Here is a 1577-nt window from a genome sequence, read left to right as displayed (position 1 = left end):
CCTTTTTTTGTTAGCTATCTTCATCATTTCGTTCGTTGTACCTGCCCTTTCATATGGAAGGATCTTTGGAACTGATGAATACACGCATCTCTTTCATAGCAGCATCATGTACTCGTCAGATTCGTTAGGAGAATTCTACCAGACAGTCCGCGGTATGACAACAAATCCTGATGATTCGAGTGCATCATATACTTACCTTTTCGCAACATGGTTATTTGGTGGAACAATTGCTAAAATTACTGGTATTAATATATCCGCGTTCCACGATATTTGGTAAAAATGACATTTTTTTGGCGTTAAAGCGAATCTTCAATTCGGGGTAAAATTTCTTGTTGTAGTATGAATGTAATCTTTCATTTCCTGCCGCTCCAAGAATGATCCCACAATTCGCAGTAAAATAATCCCTCTCCCCAATTTCGACCAAAAGATCCTTGTACTATCAATCTAAAACCAGAAATATGCCCTTAATAGATGGATTTGACGATGAATCCATCCTGACCGTCGACCACCTCGGGATCGTGGCCGGTGCCTATGATTCGCTCAATATCGCCAAGGTTATAGATCGCGCCATTCCCAAGAAACGCCACCACAATCTCTAGCATTCCCAAGTCGTCAAGGCTATGGTGCTCAACGGCCTCGGCTTCGTCGAGCGCCATTTGTATCTCTTCCCTGGGTCCTTCGAGGATATCGCCGTAGAGCGCCTCCTTGGGGGCGGGATAACCAGAGAACAGCTTAATGACGATCTCCTCGGTAGAACACTCGATGCCGTCGCGGCATACGGGCCGACCGAGTTGTTCAACGAGATCGTGGCGGAATGCCTCATCACTACCGAGTTCGGATCGCACTGCATTCACGTCGATACCATCCACTTCAGCGTCACGGGGAACTATGAAGCCGACTTCAACACCAGTTAAGTTCAAGATCACCTACGGCTATCCCAAGGACGGAAGATGGGACCCCAAGCGGTTCGTTCTCGGCATTGCCGCCAACCAGCACGATGTCCCGCTCTTCCTCCAGACCATCTCGGGAAACGAGTCGGACAAAGAAACAATCCGAACGATCATCCAGGCACTCACCGGGAACCTGAAATTATCCGATAAAGTCTACCATATTGCCAATTCGGCATTCTATACCGAAGAAAATCTCAGCACACTCGGCACCCGCACCTTCTGGATGACCAGGGTGCCGGTGACCATCGCACAGGCGAAAGCGGTGAGCCAGGCTTCAGTCGGACTTCAAACCCTGTTCCGATCTCCGATACGCAGATGCCGAGTATCCGTCGACCTATGCTAATATCGATCAGAAATGGGTTCTCTACCATTCCTCTCCCATGCAGGAACGCATGGAGAAGACCTTCGATGATAAATTGAAGACGGATTATGAGGAGGCACAGATCTCATGGCGGAACCTCAGCGCACGGGTGTCCACTTGCGAACGCGATGCACGGGCGGCGGCAGAACGCTGGGCCAAGGATCATCACCGATATATGCTGGAAGGCTGTGAGGTGATACCTGTCAGAAGGCGGCCGGAGGGAAACGGGGGCGGCCGAAGGCCGGCGAAATACTCGAGGTATCGTA

The 1577-nt window shown here is 49.9% G+C and carries 2 protein-coding genes and 2 pseudogenes; all 4 read left to right on the top strand.

The window, feature by feature from the left end; translation table 11 throughout:
- A partial coding sequence (locus QCH34_RS12465) for a hypothetical protein (protein ID WP_300334605.1) occupies nucleotides 1–277 on the top strand: 277 nt, incomplete at its 5' end.
- A 181-nt stretch (nucleotides 278–458) separates the two neighbouring features.
- Nucleotides 459–914: pseudogene (locus tag QCH34_RS12460) on the top strand (DUF4277 domain-containing protein).
- Nucleotides 889–1293, top strand: a complete 405-nt coding sequence (locus QCH34_RS12455; RefSeq protein ID WP_300334603.1) for an IS1634 family transposase — start codon at nucleotides 889–891, stop codon at nucleotides 1291–1293. The pseudogene QCH34_RS12460 and the gene QCH34_RS12455 overlap by 26 nt, the downstream one beginning before the upstream one ends.
- Nucleotides 1294–1330: 37 nt before the next feature.
- Nucleotides 1331–1577 (top strand): annotated as a pseudogene (locus tag QCH34_RS12450) (hypothetical protein); the annotation flags it as partial.

Origin of the sequence: Methanocalculus sp. (genome assembly GCF_029762515.1) — an archaeon.
In the GTDB taxonomy this organism is placed as follows: Archaea; Halobacteriota; Methanomicrobia; order Methanomicrobiales; family Methanocorpusculaceae; genus Methanocalculus.
Note: the sequence above shows the minus strand (reverse complement) of the source record. Positions and strands in the feature narration are given on the sequence as shown.

Bases quoted from the DNA above. Each gene is read 5' to 3' on its own strand.
- QCH34_RS12455 (WP_300334603.1), top strand. From the start codon at position 889: ATGAAGCCGACTTCAACACCAGTTAAGTTCAAGATCACCTACGGCTAT.